Origin of the sequence: Sphaerisporangium sp. NPDC051017 (assembly GCF_040683095.1) — a bacterium.
GTDB lineage: Bacteria > Actinomycetota > Actinomycetes > Streptosporangiales > Streptosporangiaceae > Sphaerisporangium.
Window position 1 is genome coordinate 38,124 of sequence record NZ_JBFBCI010000048.1, and the last position, 16,486, is coordinate 54,609.

12 protein-coding genes are annotated in these 16,486 nt (G+C 72.7%); 3 read left to right on the forward strand and 9 right to left on the reverse strand.

Translation table 11 applies throughout. The annotated features are described in order from the left end of the window. Positions 1-71: 71 nt before the first annotated feature. Positions 72-1,715, reverse strand: a complete 1,644-nt coding sequence (locus AB0M95_RS30015; RefSeq protein WP_363771612.1) for an amidohydrolase — start codon at positions 1,713-1,715, stop codon at positions 72-74. Between the two features lie 266 nt (positions 1,716-1,981). Here AB0M95_RS30015 and AB0M95_RS30020 point away from each other — a divergent pair, with 266 nt between their 5' ends. Beyond that, positions 1,982-3,028 carry a GNAT family N-acetyltransferase gene (locus AB0M95_RS30020; protein ID WP_363771614.1) on the forward strand — a complete coding sequence of 349 codons (1,047 nt, stop codon included), beginning with the start codon at positions 1,982-1,984 and terminating at the stop codon, positions 3,026-3,028. A 13-nt stretch (positions 3,029-3,041) separates the two neighbouring features. Here AB0M95_RS30020 and AB0M95_RS30025 read toward each other — a convergent pair whose 3' ends face one another. From AB0M95_RS30025 to AB0M95_RS30045, 5 genes are all read right to left on the reverse strand, one after another. Beyond that, the gene (locus AB0M95_RS30025; RefSeq protein ID WP_363771617.1) at positions 3,042-4,205 is read right to left on the reverse strand and encodes a hypothetical protein; all 1,164 of its coding nucleotides are present in this window, start codon (positions 4,203-4,205) and stop codon (positions 3,042-3,044) included. Then, entirely contained in the window at positions 4,205-7,435 is a 3,231-nt protein-coding gene (locus tag AB0M95_RS30030; protein ID WP_363771620.1) for a hypothetical protein, read from the reverse strand. The genes AB0M95_RS30025 and AB0M95_RS30030 overlap by 1 nt, the downstream gene beginning before the upstream one ends. Further along, complete coding sequence (locus AB0M95_RS30035; protein ID WP_363771623.1) at positions 7,428-9,875, reverse strand: dynamin family protein; 2,448 nt, start codon at positions 9,873-9,875, stop codon at positions 7,428-7,430. The genes AB0M95_RS30030 and AB0M95_RS30035 overlap by 8 nt, the downstream gene beginning before the upstream one ends. Before the next feature lie 351 nt (positions 9,876-10,226). Beyond that, entirely contained in the window at positions 10,227-10,907 is a 681-nt protein-coding gene (locus tag AB0M95_RS30040) for a hypothetical protein (RefSeq protein ID WP_363771626.1), read from the reverse strand. Between the two features lie 466 nt (positions 10,908-11,373). Then, on the reverse strand, positions 11,374-12,048 hold the full coding sequence (locus AB0M95_RS30045; RefSeq protein ID WP_363771629.1) for a helix-turn-helix domain-containing protein: 675 nt from the start codon (positions 12,046-12,048) through the stop codon (positions 11,374-11,376). 101 nt (positions 12,049-12,149) lie between these two features. Here AB0M95_RS30045 and AB0M95_RS30050 point away from each other — a divergent pair, with 101 nt between their 5' ends. After that, entirely contained in the window at positions 12,150-13,118 is a 969-nt protein-coding gene (locus AB0M95_RS30050; protein WP_363771632.1) for an NAD(P)-dependent alcohol dehydrogenase, read from the forward strand. Between the two features lie 328 nt (positions 13,119-13,446). Here AB0M95_RS30050 and AB0M95_RS30055 read toward each other — a convergent pair whose 3' ends face one another. Together AB0M95_RS30055 and AB0M95_RS30060 are read right to left on the reverse strand one after the other, a co-directional pair. Beyond that, entirely contained in the window at positions 13,447-14,106 is a 660-nt protein-coding gene (locus tag AB0M95_RS30055) for a hypothetical protein (RefSeq protein WP_363771635.1), read from the reverse strand. 105 nt (positions 14,107-14,211) lie between these two features. Further along, the gene (locus AB0M95_RS30060) at positions 14,212-14,790 is read right to left on the reverse strand and encodes a CGNR zinc finger domain-containing protein (RefSeq protein WP_363771638.1); all 579 of its coding nucleotides are present in this window, start codon (positions 14,788-14,790) and stop codon (positions 14,212-14,214) included. 72 nt (positions 14,791-14,862) lie between these two features. Between AB0M95_RS30060 and AB0M95_RS30065 the strand changes: the two genes are divergently transcribed. Then, positions 14,863-15,642, forward strand: coding sequence for a class I SAM-dependent methyltransferase (locus tag AB0M95_RS30065; RefSeq protein WP_363771641.1), 780 nt, complete (start codon positions 14,863-14,865; stop codon positions 15,640-15,642). 69 nt (positions 15,643-15,711) lie between these two features. Here AB0M95_RS30065 and pgl read toward each other — a convergent pair whose 3' ends face one another. Beyond that, positions 15,712-16,485 (reverse strand): 6-phosphogluconolactonase, encoded by a 774-nt coding sequence (gene pgl / locus AB0M95_RS30070; protein WP_358521914.1) that lies wholly within the window; start codon positions 16,483-16,485, stop codon positions 15,712-15,714. Between the last annotated feature and the right edge of the window lies 1 nt (position 16,486).

Genomic DNA, 16,486 nt, shown 5'->3' on the forward strand with positions numbered 1-16,486 from the left:
AAGGTGTGAACGGAAGGCCCCCGCGGACGTCGCGGGGGCCTTCCGCGCCCTTGGGAGACGCGGGGAGCCGGTCAGGCGGGACGCTCGTAGACCGCCTCGCCGTCCACGAATGTCATGGCGACCCGGGTGGTCCAGATGTCCTCGGGGTCCAGCGCATAGGGGTCGCGGTCGAGCACGACCAGGTCGGCGCGCATGCCCTCGGCGATGACACCCGCCTCGTCGTCGTGGTTGATCCGGGCCGAGCCCGCCGTGTACGCCGCCATGACCGTGGCGAGGTCGAGGCTCTGCCGGGGGAGGAACGGCGTCTGGGCGGTGGGGTAGTCCGCGTGCACCGATCCTCCGGGTTCGGTGCGGTTGACCGCCACGTGCATGGCCTGGATCGGATCGGCGGAGGAGACCGGCCAGTCGCTGCCCGCGCACAGCCGGGCGCCGGTGTTCACCAGGTCGGCGAACGGGTACTGCCAGCCGGAGCGCTCCTCGCCGAGGAACGGGATGCACAGCTCGTCCATCTGCATGTGGTGGGTGGCCCACAGGGGCTGCAGGTTGGCGGTGACCTCCTGCCGGGCGAAGCGCGGGATGTCGGACGGCTCGATGATCTGCACGTGCGCGATGTGGTGGCGGTTGGCCGGGTCCGTCCTCTCCAGCGCGTTCAGGGCCTCGCGCACGGCGCGTTCGCCGATGGCGTGGAAGTGCACCTGGAACCCGCGCCGGTCCAGCTCGGCGACGTAGCCCCTCAGCAGTTCCGGGTCGACGTACGACAGGCCGCGCTGGTCGGGGCCGCAGTTGCAGTACGGCTCGATCACGGCGGCGGTGAAGTTCTCCGGGATCCCGTCCTGCATGATCTTCACCGAGCGGGCGTGGAAGCGGCCCGTGGACGTGGCGCGGCGCTCGGCCATCTCCTCGATCTGCTCGGCGCCCCGGGTGCGGTCCCACCACAGCGCGCCGACGACGCGCGCCTTCAGCCGCCCGGACGCGGCGGCGGAGATGTAGGCCGGGTACTGGTCGTCGGAGCCCGCGTACGAGCCGACGATCGCGTCCTGCCAGCCGGTGACGCCGAGCGAGAACAGGTGGGACTGGGCGTCCATCAGCGCCGCGTCGATGTCGCTCTCGGTGGGGCGCGGGGTGAGCAGGCCGACCAGGTCCATGGCGCCCTCGTGCAGGACGCCGCTCGGGGTGCCGTCGGCGTCGCGCTCGATGCGGCCGTCGGCGGGGTCGGGGGTCTCGGCGGTGATCCCGGCGATCTCCAGGGCGCGGGTGTTCACCCAGGCGGCGTGGTGGTCGCGCTGGATGAGGTAGACGGGCCTGTCCACGAAGTCGATCTGCGTGCGGTGGGGGAGCCCGCCGGGGAAGGCGGACATGTCCCAGCCTCCGCCGTCGATCCACTTGTGGTCCGGGTGCGCGTCCGCGTAGGCGGCGATCTTCTCCAGGTAGGCGGGTAGGCCGTAGACATCGGAGATGTCGCACTTGGCCCGTTCGAGCCCGGCCTGCACCGGGTGGATGTGGGCGTCGACGAACCCGGGGGTGAGCAGCCTGCCGCCGAGGTCCACCGTCTCGTGCCCGGGACGCGCCTGCCGCCGGACCTCGTTCTCGTCGCCGACGGCGGCGATCCGCCCGTCGCGGACGAGCGCCGCCTCGGCGAAGCTCGGGGTGGAGTGGCCGGCGGAGCGTGTGGCCCGGGTGAACGCGGGGCCGCCGCGGAAGAGCAGATCGGTCATCGAAGAATCCGGGGCCACCGCGGGGCGGGTACCCCTCCTCCTGCCTGTGGTCGGGATGGTCGGGTGATGCGACTACGCCGCCTTATCCTGCTATATCCGTCGCAAGACCGCAGCATGGCCACGGAGAACCTCGGCGATTCGCGGCGTATCCCACGGAAACGCCTGTTCGGCAACAAACTACGTAAACGAAACGGCGGGCTCATCCATGTGTAGCAGTCTTGTAACAGTCCGGCGGCACTCTGGTATCCGGACACCAGGGGGTTTGAATGGGCTTTTTGCGGATCCGCACCACCGTGGACGAGCGGCCGGGCCGGCTGGCCTCCCTCACCGCCGCGCTCGCGGCCAAGGGCGGCAACATCCTCGGGCTGAGCGTGCAGCCCGACACCGACGGCACCGTCGACGAGTTCATCGCCGACATCCCCGCCTCCGCCGAGACCGTGCGGGAGGCGCTGGAGGCGGCCGGCGGGCGTCGTGTGCAGGTCGTCCCCGCGACGGCCCACGAGCTCACCGACGAGCCCACGCGCGTGCTGCTGCTCGCCTCCCGTCTGCGCGCCGCGCCGTGGCGGCTGCCGGAGGTGCTGGCCGACCTGCTGCGGGCCGACGACGCGCGCTGGGTGTACGGCGCGGACCTGTCCGACCTGCCGGACCCGACGCTGCTGACCGTCCCCGTGGCGCCGCGCCGGGCGATCCGCCTGCGCCGCATCGGCCTGCCGTTCACGCTCACCGAGTCCGCCCGCGCGGCGGCCCTCGTCCGCCTGGCGCAGCCGCCCGCCGAGGCGATGCCCGCCGAGCGCCCCGTGACGCTCAGCGACGGCATCGAGGTGCGGGTGCGCCCGCTGACCCACCTGTACCGCGAGGCCGTCCGCGACCTGCACGACCGCTGCTCGCCCGACTCACGCCGTTTCCGGTACTTCACCTCCATGCCGTCGCTGCCGCCGCGCATGTTCGACCGGCTCTGCGACCGCGACCGCGGCCACTCGCTGGTCGCCGGGTACGACGGCCAGGTCGTCGCCATGGCCAACCTGATGTTCAGCCCCGACCCGGGCATCGCCGAGGTGGCCTTCCTGGTCGAGGACCGCTGGCAGGGGCGCGGCCTCGGCTCCACGCTGGCCCGCATGCTGCTGCAGGAGGCCCGCGACCTCGGGTTCGCGGAGGTCAAGGCCACCCTGCTCTCGGACAACGCGCGCATGCGCCGCCTGCTGCTCTCCCTCGGCGCCACTCTGGCCTACACCGAGGACCCGGGCGTGCTGGAGGCGCGGATCGCCGCGGGCGCGACGGTGCCGCTACCCGGGCCCCTTCCCCGCCCGTCCTGAGCCTCCGGTCGCGTCAGTCGCGGCCGTAGATCACGCGGCCGGGTAGCCGGTCGCCGGCGACGCGCAGCCACGTGCGCAGGCACGCGAGGATCTCGCCGCTGCGCGCGTCCCCGGCGCGGTAGGCGATGTCCCGGTTGCCCGTGTAGTCGCGCAGGTCCGCGTACGGCCGGATCTCCAGCACCTTGACCTCGGTGTCCACCCCGGCGTCCCGCGCCCGCCGGACGTGATCCTCCAGCAGGCGCCGGGAGCGGTCGGCCACGCCTCCCCACCAGCTCCGCGGATGGGCGGGCGGGCGGTGGACGAGCGAGCAGATCGCCTCGTCCACCAGCCGGTGCGCCCGCAGCGCGGCGGGGGACGCCTCCCCGGTGGCGGCCACGGTGGTGGCCATGGTGGCCAGCCGCCGCGTCAGCTCGGTCCGGTAGGCGCTCCACGTCCGCGGGTCGTCCAGCGGGTGCAGCCCCGACGTGCGCAGCCCCTCCAGCGCGTGGCACGTGGCCGGGTCGACCTGGGCGATCCGCACGACCCGCGTGGCCAGCACGGCGAGCCCGTCCCCGACGCCGCCGCCCGGCGCCCGGGCGATGGACGGGTCCGCCGGGCACTCCGGCGTCTCCCTGATGCCCGGCGTGGCCAGGGCGGGCGCCGGCTCGACCAGCACGCGGTGCTCGGGCCCGGGCAGCTCCAGCCACGTCGCGGCCCCCGCGCCGGACAGGTGCTCGTCGCGGACCGCGCACGCCCGGCCACGCCAGTCGCCGGCGACCGCCGGGTCCAGCCGCAGGCACGCCGTCCACAGCGCCCGCCAGGTGTCGACGTCCGCCTGCTTGGCCACCGTCGACCGGCCGAGGTGGTCCGCCACCCGGGGGTCGGCCATGAACGCGTGGGCCAGCTCACCGAGGGGAGTGATGCCCGGGTCCGCCATGTGCCGCCGGGCGGGCGCCGGGAGCGGCGAGGGGGACGGGGACCGCGCCACCGGCGGGCCGGACAGCAGCGTGGTGAGCTCCTCCGCGAGGGTGGCGCAGGCCGCGCGGGCCGGGTCCTCGGGGGAGGCGGACCGCACGCCCGACACCAGCGCGGCGTGCGTCCCGGTCAGCACCGCCCGGGCCAGCGTCGCCAGGGCCGAGTCCGGGGTGTCGAGCACCGCGCGCAGGTGCTCCTCCAGCCGGCCGCCGGCGTCCGCCATCAGTGCACTCCGGCGAACGGGTCGTAGGCCTCGCGGTAGTCCAGGTCGCCGGAGAACATGTGCGCGCGGTACACCGTGCCCGGTACGTTCTCGACCTCCCGCAGGCCGGAGGCGGTCCGGAACGGCGGGTCGCCCCGGTGCACGCGCAGGTGACCGCGTTCGTCCAGGCTCACGGTGAACCGGGGGGACACACCGGGGACGTCCCGGCCCGTGACCTGGTCCAGCGACACGGTCGCGATCAGCGTGTCCCCGGACGGATCTGGCGCGCCGTCCATCGGGGCCGCCGCGTGCGGGCGCAGGTAGAACCGCCAGCCGTACGGCGCGGGCGGGGGCAGCTCGGTGAACACGCCGCGGAAGACCGTCGCGTCCGGCCCGGACTCGGTGACGAACGAGCTGGTGAACAGCCCGTCGGCGTCGCCCAGGTCGAACAGGGGCCTGCCCACGCCGTCCGTCATGCTGCCCGGGATGCCGGGATTGACGACGATCGAGGCGGGCGTGCCCAGGAACCCGTGCTCGGAGGGCATGTCGAGGGAGGCGTGCCGCCCGGACCCGACGGCGTAGTGCGGCGCGTCGCCCCGGCACAGCAGGACGTGCATGTCCATGTCGGTGTCGGCCTCGATCATCGCGCGGATCTCGGTGCGCCAGACCTCCTCGGAGTAGGAGAAGCCCGGCTCGGGGTTGGCCTGCAGGTAGTCGGCGACGCGGAAGAACGTCCAGTACACCGGCTCGCTCGTGCTCTTCTGCCGGTACACCTGGAAGCTCTCGGTCAGGCCGATCCACCGGTCGTTGCGGATGATGAGCTGCCCGTCGCCGCCCAGCAGGGGCAGGCGGTCGCCGGAGGCGAACAGGTGGGTGGTGCCCGCGCTGCCGCTTCCGGTCTGGCCGCCCGCGGTGAAGGTGCCGCGCAGGAAGAAGAACAGGTTCTCCACGTCGATCTGCAGCCACACCGCGCCGCGCCGCAGGTGGTCCTCCACCTCGCGAGGGTCGGGGTGGATCTCCTGCCGCAGGCTCTCGGCCCAGCACGAGCCGATGGACGCGGCGTGCTTGGCGTACTCGTCCTCGATCCAGACGCTGCTCGGATCCCACTTGATCTGCCGCCGCTCGTCGGGCTGCCGTTCCGAGAAGGCGGTGATCAGCTCCTCCCTGACCAGGTTCATCCGCGAGCTGCGCCCGGTGAAGATGACCCGGTCCAGCGCGGCGTCGTGCCGTTCGGTGAGCTGGCCGCGCACCAGGTCGGCGGCCAGGCGCATGATGTCGGCGAGCACCGGGCGGATCAGCGCGGCGAAGTCCTCGTGCTGGAGTTCCTCCTCGGGGTCGCCGGTCGCGACGTACCCGAGCGCGCTCATGATCTGGTCGACGTCCTCGAGGGGAAGCGGGTACGGCCGCTCGCCGCCGAGGGCGATCTTCGCGGTCTCGGCCAGGTCCCACAGCAGGTCGAACACCTGCCGCGCCTGCTCGGCCTCGGCGCCGTCCTTGTCCTTCCACTGCGTCGGCACCAGGAGCTGGACGTTCTCGCGGGCCGTCTCGCGCGTGCCGGGCTTGGGGCTCAGCATGGCCTTCAGCAGCGACCCGGGGACGTACCGGCCGGAGGAGTCCTTGAAGCGGTCGTCGAAGACGCCGATCACCTTGCGTGGATCCGGCCCGTGCCCCGCGGGCCCGTTCCCGCCGGAGATCCTGATGATGCGCTCGGCGATCACCGCCTTCAGCCAGTTGAAGACGAGGAGCGTGAGGTAGTCGCCGCCGCGCTGCGTCTCTCCCGTGGTGCCGAGCAGCCAGGGCGTGAGCCGGTAGTAGCGGCCGTAGTGCGGGTCGCCGTCCGCCCCCGCCGCCGGGGTGCGGTCGGCGAGCTCCAGCCTCAGCAGCGCGATGTCGGTCGTCCCGCCGCCGATGTCGACGATCAGGACGTGCTGCTCCCACTCGGCCCGGTTCGCGTTCTCGCGCGGCGGCAGCACCGGCCGGCTGCGCGCGGCGAACGCCTCGACGCTCAGGTCGAAGACGCCGCCGAACTCGCGCATCAGGAAGAACATGGCCGCGCCGACGGCCTCGTCGAAGCGGGTGATGACCCGGCCGACGCCGCCCGCCTCCACCATCTTGTGCAGCGCCTGCCGCACCCGCGGCGGCGACATCGTCGGATAGGTGACCAGGACGTTGTTCACCTCGCCCGGCGCGAAGCCCTCGCTGTTGCGGCGCCGGGCGAGGTAGCCGTCGGTGCGCCTGAGCATGTCGCCGAGGACGCCCGCGATGAGGTCCTCGACGGCGAACTCGTCGCCGGGCCCGGTGCGCGCGTCCGGCCGGCCCAGCCGCTGCTTGAGCCCGCGGTGCTCGCGCCTGGCGTCCTGGTCGGCGTCGTCCCCCTCGGACGGCGGCAGCATGGAGACGGTCAGCGGACGCCTGCGGACGACGTAGGCGGCGCTTCTCAGCTCGTTGGCGCGCGTGGACGGGTCCAGCTCGACGCGGAACAGGCGCAGGCTGTCCAGGGGCGGCTCGCGGAAGGCCGCGTCGTAGGCGTCGCTGAGGCGGTTGGTGAGGACGCGGCGCAGGTGGGGCGAGCACAGCGGCCGCGAGCGTTCGAGCTCCAGGATGAGCCTGTCGCCGATCGTCACGTCAGTGTCCGAGCGCAGCAGGGCCACCAGGCGCTCGGCCGACGGCGTCGCGGCGCCGTCCATGCCGGGACGTAGCAGGCGTTCGGCGAGCTTCTGCACGAAGCCGCCCCATTCCGTGCTCAGGGCCGGGTTGCCGCCGCCCAGGTCGCTCTGCAGCAGCGACGCCAGCTCGCCCGCCAGCCGGCGCTGCTGCTGGGGGGAGAACAGCATCCAGTCCCTGCGGCCGATGTCGTACAGCGTCGCCGTCGAGCTGGAGGTGCCGAAGTCCAGCGCGACCAGGCCCGGGTGCGGCTGCCGGACGCGCCGGCGGGTCGCGTCCCGATCCTCCGGTTCGGGGCGGGGACCGGGGAACTCGTGCGCGCGCGTGTCCCCGTCCCGGGCCGGCGGAGGGGCGTCCTGGACGGGCGCCCGCGCCGCCTGGGTGTCCGAGGGCGGGGGCGGCGCCTCCCAGGTCCGAGGGCGGGTGAACGGCTGCGTCACCGGCTCCACGTCGTCCACCCACGCCTCCGGTTCCGGTCGCCCGTCCTGTCGCGGCCGGCGGTCGGAGGTGGTGTGGTCCCGGGAGAACTCGCTCCAGTCCGACCAACGGCCTGACCGGTCACCGGCGTCCGGACGTTCCTCACGCATGCGCGCCCTCCCTGCCCTCGCCCGACTCGCGTTCCGCAATGATCTCCGAGAGCTTGTCCGGCCAGACGAGGCGGGAGCCGATCTCTGCCAGCCGCCGGTCCAGCACGCGGCACGCGCGCGTCTGCAGCGCCGCCAGGTGCTGGCCCACGTGCCCGGACGCGGCCTCGCCCAGATCGCGCCGGAGCCGGAAGACCTGGATCATGTCGCAGTACTCCCGCTTGCCACGCCGCGGCGAGCCCGGATGCCAGGCCAGCGACCGCGCCGGGTCGAACGGGAACGAGGCGTCCAGGTCCCGCGCCGCGGGCGGGCTCACCGACGCCAGCCGTCCCTCCACGCGCGTGACCAGCGCCTTCTCGCCGAGCAGCCAGTCGAGGGACTGGAAGAGCGCGAGCACGTACTGCGCCGCCGGGTCGCGCCGCGCCTCCTCGGCGGCCAGCGCGCGCAGGGGCTCGTCCAGCACATCCTCCACGACCAGCCGTTCCTCGGCGAACACGCGCCGCCAGCCTCCGACCCAGTCGGTCACCGCCCGGGTCAGCCGCTCGCCGACGCTGCCGTACAGGGAACGGCAGGTGTCCTGGTACGGCTCCAGGAAGTCCCGCACGTTGACCGGCGCGGTGGGCAGAGGGATGAGCGGCTCGTCGTCCTCGTCGTCGAAGTCGTCGAAGTCGTCGAAATCGTCGTCGGGGCCGTCGCCCGGGACGTCGCGGACGACGATCATGCCATTGTCCACGGAGCCGAGCAGGACCAGCCAGAGCGGCCACTCGGCGACGCCGTTCGCCGCGTCCTGGCGGATGCGGTCGAACAGGGACGGCGCGCCGTCGGGGCGGTGGCGCGGGTCGCCAAGGGTTCCCCACAGCTCGGCGCGCATGTCGCTGACGTGGTTGGACAGGGACGACACCGCGGCGCGCAGCCGGGCGGCCGTCTCGCGCTCGGTGACCTCCAGCGGGCCGAGGCGCGCCTGGATCTTCTCCAGCTCACGCTCGTGCTCGGCGAGCGTCGCGACGTCCCGGCCGAGCCCGCGGACGTGCAGGTCCAGGCCGCGGCCCCGGGCGTGGGCGAACAGCTTGGCCTTGAGACGGGCGATCCCGCCGTCCTCGGTGAAGGCCCGCAGCGCCGCGCCGGCCTCGCCCGGAGGGAAGCCGACCCGCGCCCAGCCGGCGGCCTTCTCGCGGGCCTCATCCACCTCCTTGCGCAGGGCGAGCTTGGCGACGACGTCCTTGGCCCACTGCTCGGTCAGGCCGTCCTCGGCGGCCCGCGCGAGCGAGACCAGGGAGGAGATGACCAGGACGCGGTCGTCCCTGCCGGGCGGCAGCAGCTCTCTGGCGGCGGTGAAGACGCCCCGGATGTCGCCGGCGGCATCGAACAGCTGCTGTTCGGTCGGCGGCGAGGGCAGCAGGGACGTGCGCTCGTCGTCGGCGAGCAGGCGCCAGGGCAGCCCTTGCAGGCCGTCGAACTTGCCGGCCGCCGCGAACAGGCAGTCCTCGAAGTCCTCGGGCAGGCGGCCGGAATGGTAGATGAGGTTGTTGAGCGTGAGCCGCTCGGCGGTGCGGGCACGGTCGGCGCTGAACATCACCAGGGCCACCGTCACGGCGCCGATCTCCAGCGTCGTCAGGAACTCGTGCCGGGCCCAGTCCTCGCCGCCGCCCCGGCCGGGCACGTCGACGAACTCGATCTCGGCGCCGTGCAGCTCGGCGAGATTCCACGTGGCGACCGGGACCGCCACCTCCAGCACCAGGCGGCGCACCATGGCGCGGCGCACGCCGATCGCGGCCGTGGCCGTGCGGGGGCCGTCCCTGCCCTCCGCCTGGGTGAGCAGTTCCGTCAAGGCCGCCTGGTCGAGATCTTCGGCGGTGCCGGGGGAGACGGCCGCCAGGGCGTCCCGCAGCTTGCCGACCTCGGCGAGCAGGGCGGGCAGAGAGCTGTTCGGGCGGGCGGCCGACTGCTCGCTCAGGAACGTCTGGAGCGCGGGCAGCGACCGCGGCTCGTGCGGCAGCGTCCGGAGTAGGACGGACTCGTCCTTGGGCACATTGGCCTGGTCGGCCGCCTCGGCGGCGTGGTTGAGGAGCTGGGTGATGTAGGCGGACAGCTCCGCGTCGCTCAGGTACTCGGCCCGGGCGCCGGTGATCTCGGCGACGTCCCCGTCGCTCTGCGTCAGCCGGAGCACGGCCACGTTGGCGGTCGTCGCCTGATTGTGCACGGGGAGCAGGAGCGGGTTGCCGAGGACGGTGCCGAGGAGGAGGGATTTGCCGACGGAGAACCCGCCGAATAACCCTATTTTTACCCGTTTGTCCGAGTTTTCGATAATCTTGCCGGCCAGCTTCTCGGCCGCGAGCCGGAGCGCGTCCAGTTCCGGGTGGGCCGGGACCCGCCCCAGCCGCAGGAGCGCCTCCTCGGCGAAAAGTCGCAGCTCAGGAAGGTCTCCGCCGTGCGTCTCAGGCATGGGTCATCGGCGCCTTCCTGGTCTCCCGGCTATGTGTGACGGCACAGAGCACCCCAAATGGTTCGGCCCGTCGGGAACAGGCGCGACCGGTTCCCGTGCCGTGCGCACGGGGATTTCCAGCCCCACCCTTTCCCCTCCGATGATAGATCGCGTCATGACTTGGACCGTTTCATAACCTATGTGGTCGGAGGTGTACGCGCGCTTCCCGCACGAGCCGCTCTGTACGCCGGGCGGTGGGCGTTTTCAGGAGGAAATTCCTTTTCGGTTCATCGGGGGGCAGATGTGCGCACCGCCTGTCCAGGTCGGTTCGACGGTGCGCACGCCTGCGGGTTCGTAAGGAGCGGACGGGGATCAGGAAGTTCTGGTGAGGGGGAGGCCGGTGAGGAGGTGGTCACGCAGCGCGGGGCCACGGATGCCGATCTCGGGGAGGTCGTCCGGGCCCGGGGCTCCGGTGATCAGCAGTTCGGGGACCAGGAGGCTGCTGAGCGGGGCATCGGGCGCCGGGTCGACGAGACCGCCGATGGGGGCGGTGGGGAGGTCGAGGTAGGCGGGGGCGAGAGTCCTGCCGTGCAGGGTGCCGGCGACCAGGTCGGGGCAGAACTCGTTCCAGAAGATCGTCACGGTGGTGCGCAGGTCGCCGTGGAGCATCACCAGCTTCTCGGTCATGTCGCCGACGAAGGTCTCCGCCGTCACGTGACCGAGCACGATCAGCTTCGTGTCGCCCGCCAGGTAGATGTTCTTCGCCCGCAGGTTCCCCAGGACGATCAGCGCGGCGGCCCCGTCGTCCACGTCGGTGATGTTGCCGTCCACGGTCAGGTCGCCGTCCACGACGTACCCGGTGGCAGCGTCGGGCGTGTCCTCCCGCCACGGGGTCCGCTCGTGCTCGTCGAGGGGGAGCTCCCCGGTCACCGAGACGGGACCGGGCACCAGGATGTACTCCTCTTCGTACAGGTTCTCGTACGTCCCTTTCGGCAGCCCGCGCCGCTCGAACAGGTCCACCGCATCGCCCCAGGCGAGGTAACTGCTTCGCATGCGCGTGACCGTAACAGGTACCCACGACAAACCCCGCCCGGAGATCTCGACTCCGGGTGATCGAGCGGCCCGCGCCCGGAAACGACCGGCCCGCCCTCGGGGATCGACCGGCTCGGTTTCTCGAGAATGATCGCCCTTTTTCATGACCCGCGAATATCGGCGTGAAGAGCGCTGATCTTGTTTCGCCCGGCCCGTGGGCTTCTCCCCGGAGCTTCGCACCTCGCCGTTACCAGGGACGCACGTCCGGGCGGGGACAGGTCATCGGACACGGACCCGGGACTGCCCCGTCGTCGGCGACACCACCGACCCCCTCTCCAAGAGCGTCCACTCCACGCACGCGACCTCGTGTCGCACCTTCACCTGGGAAGTGCCTCTGGATTTCAGTGGAGACAAGGACCTAGACAATCCTCATTCTTGCTGGTCAGAGCGCTTTCTGCTTTCCTGGCCACCTACCGGACAGCCCGCCTCATGAAAGCGCGAGGCTAGGGCCCTCGGCCGCGAGCGGAAGACTGCGCAGTGACAGTGCGCTCGGCGCCGGCAATGGCTCGCGGGCCGCTTCGGCGCGGAACGACTGGAGCAGGTACGCCACCAGACGCTGGGACGCCGCACGATCGCCCGGCAGCGCGGTGACCAGGCCGCAGTGGGACAACAGGGCCACGGCGAGGTCGGAAGGGTGGAAGTCGGCTCGCAGCGAGCCCGCCGTCTTAGCCCTGCGGACCAGGGTCACGAAGTCCCGCTCGGCCCGTTCCCGTACCCGCGCGTGTTCTCGCGAGCTGTCCGGAAAGGCGGCGACGAACGCGGCCGGGAAGCCTCGTTCCTCCCGTTGCATTGCGCAGATCGTCTCGAACAGCCGCTGGAAGCCCCGCCAGGGATCGGGGTCGGCCAGCGCCTCGGTGAGCGCTCGGGCGCAGGTGTCCAGTTGGTGCGCGAACGCCGCCCGCACCAGGGCGTCCCGGGTCGGGAAACGCCGGTAGAGGGTCGCCACGCCGACGCCCGCCCGTCGGGCCACGGTCGCCATGGGCGCGTCGATGCCGTGCTCGGCGAAGACCGCGCGGGCGGCCGAGAGGATGCGCCGCCGATTGCGCTCGGCGTCCGCCCGCAGCCCGTTCCGACCCGCGATCCGAGAGGATTCCCCCACCACTGTCTCTCACCTCCGGCTCAATTGGACGATCTCGTCCGGTTGGCAGCCTACGCTCGGTGGCCAGATCCCCCCGCACGACCGCTGCTGTCGAGGTGAGAACGATGGACGCTCCCGAAATGAAAGCTGTACTGTTCGACCGCTTCGGCGGCCCCGAGGTGCTGTACGTGGGTCGGGTGCCACGTCCCGGACCGGCCCCCGGAGAGGTGCTCGTGCGGGTGCGCGCGTTCAGCGTGAACAGCGGCGAACTGTTGGCCCGCTCCGGCCGGTCCCGCCTCCTCACCGGCCGGAAGTTCCCGCAGCGCATCGGACAGGACTTCACCGGTGAGGTCGCCGCACTAGGCACCGGCGCGACCGGCGTCGCGGTCGGCGACCAGGTGTGGGGCATCGTGGGCCGCGTCTCGGGATTTCGCAGCGCCGCCGAGTACGTGACGGTGCGGCCCGAGCGGCTCGGCCGGGTGCCGGACGGGCTGGACCTCGTGGCCGCTGCCGCGCTGCCGGTGACGGGCACCACGGCCGTCACGGCCCTGCGCGACAAGGCCGCGCTGCGCCCAGGCGAACGGCTGCTGGTGCGGGGCGCGGCGGGCGGTGTCGGCAACGCCGCCGTCCAGTTGGGACAGGCGTACGGCGCCGAGGTCACGGCGCTGACCCGGGCCGCCAACCTCGATTTCGTCCGCACGCTCGGTGCTCACCACGCCGTCGACCACCGGACCGTGTCCCCGGCGGAACTGGGCCTGTTCGACGTGGTCCTCGACACGGTGGGCACCGACCTTAGTACCTTCCGGCGGCTGCTGAGGCCCGGCGGACGCATGGTCACCGTCGCCGTCGACCTGACGCGGCCCGCCGCCTGGCTGGGCTCCATCGCGGCGAGCGCCGTACACGGTCGTGGCAGGGTGCGCTTCTTCAGCGGCAACCCTCGACGTGCTCTCCTCGACGACCTCGCCCGCCAGGTGGGGAAGGGGAAGATGCGGCCGGCGGTGGACACGGTCTTCCCCCTGGAGGAGACAGCGGCGGCGCACCGCGCACTGGAGGCGGGCGGGGTGCGGGGCAAGTACCTGGTCAGGGTCGACTAGGGTCTGTCGTTCGGATCAGCCCGGCTGCGGCCGACGGGACTGTTCGGCCGACCCGAGCGGGGTCTGGTGCGTGCAGCTGCAAGGTTTACCTTCTTGCTGCACCCGGTTTGACTGCACACGGAGTAGCCGCCTGCATGGTCGGTCCACCAGCGGTCGGGTTCCCGGTCGGTGTGCCCGACACCTTAGCTCTTCGTCGCGTCGACCGGAGCCCCCTGGTGGGCCGGGAGCGAGCGCATCTTCTACTCCCGGCTCGGCTGACGCGAGAACGGCCGGAGGGGCCGGCGAGGCGCGAAGCCCCGCCGGACGCTGCGCGAAGCGCCGGGGCCGGTCAGCTCGCCCCCGGAATGGTGACGTTCTGCTCCTTGAAGTTGAAACCGGTCTTGCTCGCGTCCTTCTGCAGACCGTCCATGGACGTCTTGCTGGCGTCGAGGTCGTGTTCGCCGGCGGTCCCGCCCTTGAGCTTGTCGGTGAGGCTCTGGAACTTCCTGCTCACGCCCTCGACGGCCTTGCACAGCGTGGGGTTGGCCGCGGCGAAGCCCTTGGCGACCTTCAGTTCGTGCAGCGCGAACGCGCCCGCGATCGCGGCCTTGAGGAACGTGCGCTTGCGTTTCTCGGCGCCCTCCTTGAACCCGCCGGCGCGCAGGGGCTTGTAGATGTAGCGGTGGAACGCGCCGAGCGCGAGGCCCGCGTGCAGGGCGAAACGGGTCTTGGCGAACGGCCGCGCGTTGCCTTCGGTCGGGCACGCGCCGTTGTACTCGGAGTCCCCGCCGGTCGCCGTCGGTGCCGCCGCCGGGCTGCCGGCCACCGCCGCCGGGCTGCCGGCCACCGCCGCCGGGCCGGTGGCCACCGCCGGGCCGGTGTTCACCGCGGCGTCCGGAGTCATGGTCGCGGATTTGCCGCCGCAGCCGCCCGCCAGCGTCACCGTCAGGATCGCCGCGGTGGCGGGCACCGCGATGATCCGCGTACGTCTCGCACTCCGTATAGCCACTTCTTCCCCCTTGGAACCTCACGGCGCTGATCCGCACCCCTCCTCTCCCTTTCCCATCGTGCAAGATCCAACACTATGTGTGATCGAGGGAAGATTCCGCCGAGGTCAGGGGCGGCCCGCGCGGGCGCGGAAGGCCGCGGTCTTGACCCGGTTCTGGCAGGACGTCGAGCAGAAGCGGCGGGTGCCGTTGCGCGAGGTGTCGACGTAGACCCGGTCGCAGTGCGGGGCGGTGCAGACGCCGAGCCGGTCGTACAGCTCGCCGCCGAGCACGATGGCGAGGCCGGTCGCGCACGCCGCGGCCCAGTCCTCGCCGGGGGCCTCGCCCTTGCCGTGGAAGTGCAGGTGCCAGGGCTCGCCGTCGTGCCGCTCCAGGTGGGGGCGCGCCTGGGTGCGGTCGAGCAGCCGGTTGACCTGGAGGGCGGCGGTGTCGACGTCCCCGGCGTCGACGGCCTGGAAGACGACGCGCAGTTCGGCCGCGACCTCGGCGAGCGCCAGGGCTTCGGCATCGGTGACCTCCCGGGGGCGCCTGCCCCCGGCGCCCAGCGCCTCGCCCGCCGCCGCGCGCCGCGCCGGGCCCTCGCGGGGGAGCGCGTACGCCCGGCCGCGGGCCTCGCCCGGGGTCAGCGTGTTCACCAGGGATGCCGCCACCGCCACCACGGCATCGGAGTGACTGTTGAAGTTCACTTGACCGGTTACATCCTTCGGTTCTACGCTGTCACTATCTAAAGGATAGACGACAGTTACTTGGAGGCTTACGTGTCCATTCTCACGCGGACGACGGCACAGGACTGGATCGCTCGCTGGGACCGCCAGCAGGAGGGCTACCTGCCCGACCGCGAGGAGCGTTTCACCGCGCTGATCGACGCCGTCGAGGCGGGCGCAGGGCGGCCCGACCCGCTCGTGCTCGACCTCGGCTGCGGCCCCGGATCGCTCTCGGCCCGCCTGCTCGACCGGCTCCCCGAGGCCACCGTCGTGGCCGTCGACGCCGACCCGCTGCTGCTGGCCCTCGGCGGGGCCGCTCACGCCGGACGTCCCGGCCTGCGCTTCGCCGACGCCGACCTGCGCCGGCCGGGGTGGGCCGCGTCCCTAGGCCTGCCGCGCCCGGTGGACGTGGCGGTGAGCACGACGGCCCTGCACTGGCTGTCCGCGGAAGGGCTGCGCGCGATGTTCGCCGAGCTGACCACGGTGCTGCGTCCGGGCGGCCTGTTCCTCAACGGCGACCACCTCGCGGTCGGCGACGTCTCGCCGGGCCTGGCCAAGCTGGAGCGCGCGCTTCACGACCGGGCGACCCAGAGGCGCTTCGCCGGCGGCATGCCCGAGGACTGGCGCCAGTGGTGGGACGCGACCGCCGCCGACCCGGTGCTGAGCGGCCTGCGCGACGAGCGGGAGCGCAGGGTCGCGGCCGCGGACCACCACGGCTCGGAGTCCCTCGACCTGTCGATCCACGTCGACGCGCTGCGCGAGGCGGGTTTCGGGGAGATCGGCATCCTGTGGCAGAACGGCGACAATCGCCTGCTCTGCGCCATCTACGGCTGAGTCCCGGGAAATCTGCCATTGACATCCCCGGCGAGCACGGCGTCGAGGGCGCGCGGCCCAGATCCGGGGTCAGGGGGAGGCGGGACGGCCCAGGTCCGGCGGGATCTTGGACGCGGCGGCCCGGTCGAGCAGGAACATCGTCCGCACCCGGCCACGCGCGCCGGCGGCCGGCACCTGGAACGTCCCGGCCCCCTGCAGGGCCAGCCGGACGGCTCCCGCCTTCTCCTCGCCCGCCGCGACCACCCACACCTCACGCGCCGCCTGGATCGTCGGCAGCGTCATCGAGATGCGCGTCGGCGGCGGCTTGGGCGCGCCGTGCACCGCGACCACCGGGCGCTCGTCGTACAGGGCGGGCATCTCGGGGAACAGCGAGGCGACGTGCGAATCCGGGCCGAGGCCCAGCATCAGGATGTCGAACGACGGCACCGGCCCGTGGTCCTCGGGCCTGGACGCCTTGCGCAGCTCCTCGGCGTACAGATCGGCGGACTCCTCCGCGGTCAGGCCGGAGTCCGGCCCGGGGATGGGGTGCACGCGCTGCGGGTCGGCGTCGACGTGGTCGAGCAGCGCCCGGCGGGCCCCGGTCTCGTTGCGCTCGGCGTCGCCCGTGGGCAGGAAGCGCTCGTCACCCCACCAGATGTCCAGGCGCGGCCACTCCACCGCGTCGTGCGCCGGGTTGGCCGCGACCTCCGCCAGCGAGGCGATCCCGATGGTGCCGCCGGTCAGCACCAGGTGCGCCGACCCTTGGGCCGCCACGGCGTCGGCGAGGCCGGTGATCAGGCGCGCGGCGACGGCTTTGGCCAGCACGTCGGCGTCCCGATGGACCAGGACCGTGGGAACACTCACG

Bases quoted from the DNA above. Each gene is read 5' to 3' on its own strand.
- AB0M95_RS30015 (WP_363771612.1), bottom strand. From the start codon at position 1,715: ATGACCGATCTGCTCTTCCGCGGCGGCCCCGCGTTCACCCGGGCCACA.
- AB0M95_RS30020 (WP_363771614.1), top strand. From the start codon at position 1,982: ATGGGCTTTTTGCGGATCCGCACCACCGTGGACGAGCGGCCGGGCCGG.
- AB0M95_RS30025 (WP_363771617.1), bottom strand. From the start codon at position 4,205: ATGGCGGACGCCGGCGGCCGGCTGGAGGAGCACCTGCGCGCGGTGCTC.
- AB0M95_RS30030 (WP_363771620.1), bottom strand. From the start codon at position 7,435: ATGCGTGAGGAACGTCCGGACGCCGGTGACCGGTCAGGCCGTTGGTCG.
- AB0M95_RS30035 (WP_363771623.1), bottom strand. From the start codon at position 9,875: ATGCCTGAGACGCACGGCGGAGACCTTCCTGAGCTGCGACTTTTCGCC.
- AB0M95_RS30040 (WP_363771626.1), bottom strand. From the start codon at position 10,907: ATGCGAAGCAGTTACCTCGCCTGGGGCGATGCGGTGGACCTGTTCGAG.
- AB0M95_RS30050 (WP_363771632.1), top strand. From the start codon at position 12,150: ATGGACGCTCCCGAAATGAAAGCTGTACTGTTCGACCGCTTCGGCGGC.